Raw genomic sequence first — 6,419 nt, 5'->3', positions numbered from 1 at the left:
GTAAAATGCTGAGTAGAAACAAACTTAGATTCAGGTTTTCAGCAATCAACAATTTCTTAAGCTCCTTGGCGGTTGCTTTATATTTTATAAAAATTTCTGGTTAAAGTAAACCTTTAACAAAAAAGTGCTGAGTGTTCAGCACTGGTGATTTTTGGAAAATCTCTCAGAGAAGGGATGCGTTTTAATAAGTCGCTTCAAACAGATGTTTTTGCTGTAACCAATCTTGACCCAGTTGGATAGTAACATCAGAATCAATAATGCCAGTGCTTTCGACTCGCACTTCCCCAAATCCCAAAGCATTACGAATTAACTCTGCATTCTCGCCGTCTCCTTGCTGGGCAATGATATTAGTCACCTGTAGGGGTTCGTTCCAAGGTTGAGATACCTGGATTTTGCGATATCCGAATTCTTCTAAGGTTTTGATTAAAGGATACAGTTGAGTGCGATCGCTGCCTGTACTATCTTGAATATATACTCGCAAAGAACGGGAAGTCACGGATCTGAGTTCACGAGTTGATTCCACGCCAAAGTGTTGAGACATCATTCTCGAAATACCAGTTCTGTCTGGTAGCCAATAACTAGCAACATATTCATTCTGTTGGCTAAAGCGACCGGGTAACATGAACATATGCATATTGGCCCGGTTGGTTCGCACGCCAAAACCTGCTAGGGCTAATAATTCTTCAATTGTTAAGTTAGTATCAATATTATCTCTAACTACGTTGAGAATTTTAGGTAGTTGGGCGACAGTTGTCGGGTTAAGTGTTTGATCAATCAAGGCTCGGATCAACATTTGTTGACGTTGCACCCGACCAATATCTCCGAGTTCATCATGGCGAAAGCGTAATAGTTGCAAAGCCTGATCACCGTCGAGATGTTGTTTACCTGCCTTTAAATTAATATATAAATGTTGGGAGTCATCTTGGTATCTCAAATCTTTGGGAACGTGTACTGTTACCCCACCCAAAGCATCAATTAGTTTACCAACACCCAGAACATTGATGCGGATATAGCGATCAATTGCCACATCATTCAGAAGATTACTTACACTTTTAGCAGTTAAAGCTGGACCCCCATCAATATTAGCAGCATTCAATTTTTTCACTCCATACCCAATTACTTCTGTGCGAGTGTCTCTGGGAATTGAGAGCATGGCTATTTTTTTTGTGGCTGGATCAAATTTGATCAAAATCATCACATCAGCCAGCCCATCAAAAGAGTTTACCTGGGGTTCATAGCCCAGATTCTGCAATTCCGGGGGAGGATCGTTAATATCAGATGGCAGTACGCTCATCCCCATGACTAAGATATTTACGGGGCGAGTTAATTCCGAAAATCTTAACCCACTACCGGCGATGCGATCGCCATCAAAAACCGCTTCTTCTTGCGGACTTAACTCTGCTTGCTGCAATGGAGTCCCGGTCAAAGAAACTGCCAACAGCGCCCCTGCTGTTGCTGATACCATTGCAATACCACTCATACCCAACCAGAACAACAGCCAACGTCCAGACTTAGGAATTTGGGAATTTTTGTTTTTTGATTTTAGGGCTTGCGCTAACTGGTTTTCTTTTGCCGAAGTTCTTTGACTGGTCACAGACTTCCTCACACTTACTGATCAAATTCGGTAATTTTTCTGACTAATTAATATGCAACTAAATTAACTCATATAAGTTAACTTCTAATTAACCTTACTGACCTTTTGCTGTTGCGTTAACCACAACACTTATAGCAGGATTTCTCATTCTTTGTGACAAATCCGGAGATAATTAATTGAAGTATGACAACAATAAGTTACTTTGACCAGACCTTACAGGATATCATCTGCAATTTCGGCAAAAAATCAGTAAAAATACGAATAAATTAGGGGTTGCTTACAGAAATCAAGACAAGTGTTTTCCCAAAATTGTTTCAGCAAAGTGACTTAACCCTGATAAACGGTGAGATTTTCCCTGAATGACTCGAATAATTAGCCAGACGCTGACCAAAAAGTAACCAGATGTCAGAAAGCTATTGAGGATTAACATCCGTAATGTGAAAAATTCTGAAGTCGCAGCCCCAGTTGCTAACAAAGAATATCCCAATAGCCAAGTAAACGACAAAGTAACAGACAGACGACTGACAACTAGTTGTTCCCGACTGCCCTGGCGACGATAGAGAGTCCACAAGGAGGGGAAAAAGCCAATGATTGGAATTAAATACCAAAACAACTGTCTTTTAGAGGTAGCTGTGATTTGAGTGTACTGGGAATTATCAATTGGTTCAAGATTTTCCATTAGTGTGAGTCTAATTCTAAACTAGATAGATGAAATAGGATGATGTAATTAGAGATAATAAGCCATAGAGAAAGATTTTATTTAGTTCTATCCCGCAATCGGCTAAAGATGCAGACACGCAAGCTACTCAATTGGTGGCAGACATTTACACCCATAGCGCGCCTTGGGGCGATCGCGTTATGCGCTCCCATTTTAGTTCTCAATGGTTGGGCGATTTCGGCAATTTTTCATTATTTCCACTCTCTGATAGTTATTTTAGTGGGAGCCTCAGTCCTAGCTTTTCTGCTCAACTATCCCGTGAGCTGGATGGAGCGTCAAGGTGCTAGGCGAGAACAAGTGGCTATTTTAGTCTTTTTGATCGCCTTATCGGTGCTGTTGGCACTTGGTGTTACCCTATTTCCCCTAGCCCTCACTCAAGCCCAACAATTGGTGGCGCGATTACCAGAATTAATCGACTCTGGGCGTTCTCAGTTAATGATGTTAAATCAGAAAGCAGAAACCCTGAATTTACCAATTAACCTAGATGCGCTAGTAGTTCAAATCAACGATCGCGTTAAAGGTCAATTGCAAGCGATCGCGGGACAAGTTTTAAATTTAGCAGTGGTGACATTCACTAGCCTGCTAGATTTCCTCTTAACAATGGTTTTGACTTTCTACCTTTTGCAGCATGGCGGTGAACTGTGGCAGAGTTTAGTAGAATGGCTACCTACCAGATTTCGTGACCCTTTTTCTAAAACAGTCCGCCTGAGTTTCCAAAACTTTTTCATCACCCAACTGATTTTATCTACCTGTATGGCATCAGCTTTAATTCCGACGTTTTTGTGGCTGAAAGTGCCATTTGGGTTGTTGTTTGGCTTAACTATTGGCATCATGGCACTGGTTCCCTTTGGTGGTTCGGTAGGTATCGCCTTGACTACCTCCTTGGTAGCGCTGCAAGATTTCTCAATGGGAGTCAAAGTTTTAATTGCAGCTGTCATCGTGCAGCAAATTTTAGAAAACTTAATTGCACCCCGAATTTTAGGTAATTTTACTGGCTTAAACCCCGTTTGGATACTAATTTCCGTTCTCACAGGGGCAAGAGTTGGTGGACTTTTAGGGGTAATAGTGGCAGTACCCACTGCTGTAATTATTAAGACGGCTTTAACAGCCTTGCGTCCTCAAGGGTTCAATAATGAAGCGGAAGAAAAAGTTGCACCCGTGGTTACAGAAAAGTCACCAACATCTGAACCCAACAATCCTCTAGGTATTTCGGAACCGGGATTACCCTAGCAGGGGGCAGGGAGCAGCAGGGAGCAGGGAGCAGGGAGCAGGGGGCAGGGCGCAGGGGGCAGGGCGCAGGGAGCAGGGCGCAGGGGGCAGGGGGCAGGGCGCAGGGGGAAAGAAACTTACTCAGCACTCAGCACTTCTTACTGTGGGTTTGTGATTGAACCCATGAATAAAATGCTGCCTGTTTGATTATCTCGAATAGCAGAGAAAAAGGGACGGTCAATAATCATACGGAAAGGTTTTGGTTTTTCTCTCAAAGATGTTGCGACGATTCCTACTGATGTAGCGGCGGCGGCTTCTGTGCCTTCTTCGTTTACCTCTACAAATGTTTTATGTTTAACTTGACTAATTTTTAAATTACTACCTATGCCGGAAAAATCAGCTTGATTACTAAAAGCTTCTGTCATTCCTAAAGCTTTGAGTGCATCATTGAGTGTCACATCATACTTTGTTTTAAAGCGAGGTAAGCGAATAAATCCATCTTGGTTTCTAAACTCAGACATCCATTTTTCCCAGTTCTCAAAATTCAAGTTTTGATAAAAGGTTTGGAGGTTAGATTCTTCTTTGGGCAAAAAGATATAAAAACTGACTTTACCATCTTCACCATAAGGTAAACTTACAGCCTGGAATTTGTCGTTTTCATAGTATCTATATTCGCCAGTTTGCGACATCATTGGGTGTTGTTTCTGTTTCCCAGATGTTAAGCTAAAAGGATGTTCAGCAGTTTGTGATTTATTAAACTGATTACTCCATTGCCCTTTAAAATATATGGCGTTAATCAAAAACAACACCTGTTCAGGTTCAATTTGTTCAACTATTTTGTTAATTTTTCCACGGGTACTATCTGCAACCCATTGATTGATAGTATTGGCAGATGCGGCATCTTGAAAATCTAAATTTGTTACCTTGGCTTTGTAAAATTCCTGAGTGCTTTGGAGAAAATTCGGTTGCAAAGTAGCTTCTTTATTTGCCCATAAAGAGTTGGCAATATTCAGTTGCACTTGCGGGTCAGGATTTTCTAGTAACTCTTTTAATGTGGCGTAAGCAGAGTTAATTTCTGGTAGACTCATCCCCTGTAATTCTAGGGTTTTAGCCATTGCTTGTTGAGTAGAACCACTCGCTCCATTATATGCCATAGCTAGAGCGATCGCGACACTTGAAGGAGAAACAAAAATATTCTCTTCCCTACTGTTATTTTTCAAAATTTCCGAAAACAGTTTGAAGCCAAATTTATTATTAGCATCCACAAGTTTGGCATCAGAAATTAATGTTTTTTTTGGCAATCGAGTCTCTGAATAAAGTAAATCAGATTGTGACAGGGTATTTGTATTACCACTAACCTGGGAACAGCCTAAGACACCGAACAGAACAACACTAGCTGCTGCTAAAACGTAACGTCTTCCCAGACTCACACCATAACGTCTTTGTAGGAATTTTTTTTCCACACCACTTAGTTTCTGACGATTCATTCTGCTACCTCGTTTGCCCAACGTTTTTAGCTGTCCATACAACATGGAGGCTAAATAATGTTTCGTTTTGTTTACTATTGCATTTAGAACAGCCAAAACTTGAGACGGTTACAGTTTTAGTAACAGCCAGTTGATGGGTAGAATTAAAGATAACTTATATAAGCTGATAATTCAGACGGTGGTTCAGATTAAGTTTGAGGCAATTTGACGATTCAGAACAGTCTAAGTTGGACTAAATGTATACCAGACTACTTAATCATAAGAAAATAATTATGATTTGATTTTTGACGATAAATAAATCTTATGATAAAACAGGGGATACATGACAGCAAAAATGCTCAAAATTAAAAGTATTGCTGCCTGATTTTTTTGTATATGTTCTGAATACGTAATTTAGCCACACGAGTTGGCGACAAATCTTGAATTTTGCCGGAAAACTTGCTTTTGTGATCAAAAAATTCGTTTAATTCCTGCAAAATTATTTGGAATCTTTGGATAATATTTTCAGTGCGATACTCGGCAAAAAACTCTTCTGGCAAGTCGATAGTTGGCGAGTATTTCAACACTTTAATCACACGTTGAACATCATACTCTTTTGAGTATCCGGCGATTTTATAGCAATTAAATCCAGGGTCTAAATAATCGGAGAGTCCACCGTTGATACTAGAAAAAACCTGACAACCACAAGCAAGTGCTTCCATTGGTTGCAGTCCAAAGCCTTCACTAACTAGCTGTTGCGCCCAATATTCAGCAGAGTCATACAGATAAATCTTTGCCTGATTAAATAGTCCAGGTAAATCTTCTACATAATAATCAACTAATTTCACTTTACACTGTTTCTGCAAAGCCGGAATCAGTGATTGCATTAAATACTCTGAAGATTTTCGGGCTTGAACTAAAACATCAATATCTCGTTCTAGATGTAAATTTTCAAATTCGTTACTAATTTGATTGGGCAAATAATAAATCAAAGAATTAGGAGATTTCTGCCCCCAATATCCCATTGTGTTGCGGCTAACTGTGATGATGGGAATACTGGCTGGGAGGCTAAATTTATAACCTGCACTATGGGCATGGTAAATAACATTGTATTGCTTGAGCTTGGCTGCTAATTTAGCAACATCAAATCCCCAGCTAATGACAAATATGGCTGCATCTAAATTTTTTTCTGCCAGTACATCATCAATAAACAGTTGGTCTGTTTCTCTTTGGCGATAAGTGACCACATCAGCCCTACAGATTTGCTGCGCTAGTTTAACTGTTTTTAATTCTGCCCAAAGTCCACCGCAGGCAAATTTGCCATGAGTACCTGGAACTAAGAAGTAAAGCTTTCTCATGAAAATATTTTGGTAATAGCGGTGCTTGATTGAGAAAAATTGCTAAAATTGGCAACCACAAATCAATATATAGG

At 40.1% G+C, this 6,419-nt stretch carries 5 protein-coding genes; 1 reads left to right on the top strand and 4 read right to left on the bottom strand.

Annotation, left to right across the window (positions count from 1 at the left end):
- Window positions 1-181: 181 nt before the first annotated feature.
- Together VB654_RS13555 and VB654_RS13550 are read right to left on the bottom strand one after the other, a co-directional pair.
- A complete protein-coding gene (locus VB654_RS13555; RefSeq protein WP_323214296.1) occupies window positions 182-1,594 on the bottom strand; it encodes an LCP family protein in 1,413 nt (470 codons plus the stop codon).
- A 286-nt stretch (window positions 1,595-1,880) separates the two neighbouring features.
- Window positions 1,881-2,273 (bottom strand): hypothetical protein, encoded by a 393-nt coding sequence (locus VB654_RS13550; RefSeq protein WP_323214295.1) that lies wholly within the window; start codon window positions 2,271-2,273, stop codon window positions 1,881-1,883.
- Between the two features lie 108 nt (window positions 2,274-2,381).
- Here VB654_RS13550 and VB654_RS13545 point away from each other — a divergent pair, with 108 nt between their 5' ends.
- A complete protein-coding gene (locus VB654_RS13545) occupies window positions 2,382-3,542 on the top strand; it encodes an AI-2E family transporter (protein WP_323214294.1) in 1,161 nt (386 codons plus the stop codon).
- Between the two features lie 137 nt (window positions 3,543-3,679).
- Here VB654_RS13545 and VB654_RS13540 read toward each other — a convergent pair whose 3' ends face one another.
- Both VB654_RS13540 and VB654_RS13535 read right to left on the bottom strand, forming a co-directional pair.
- Entirely contained in the window at window positions 3,680-5,008 is a 1,329-nt protein-coding gene (locus VB654_RS13540) for a serpin family protein (protein ID WP_323214293.1), read from the bottom strand.
- 344 nt (window positions 5,009-5,352) lie between these two features.
- A complete protein-coding gene (locus VB654_RS13535) occupies window positions 5,353-6,345 on the bottom strand; it encodes a glycosyltransferase (RefSeq protein ID WP_323214292.1) in 993 nt (330 codons plus the stop codon).
- Window positions 6,346-6,419: the final 74 nt, after the last annotated feature.

The organism is Nodularia sp. UHCC 0506 (assembly GCF_034931045.1).
In the GTDB taxonomy this organism is placed as follows: Bacteria; Cyanobacteriota; Cyanobacteriia; order Cyanobacteriales; family Nostocaceae; genus Nodularia.
The sequence above is the reverse complement of the archived record's forward strand: the minus strand, read 5'-3'. Positions and strand labels throughout refer to the sequence as shown.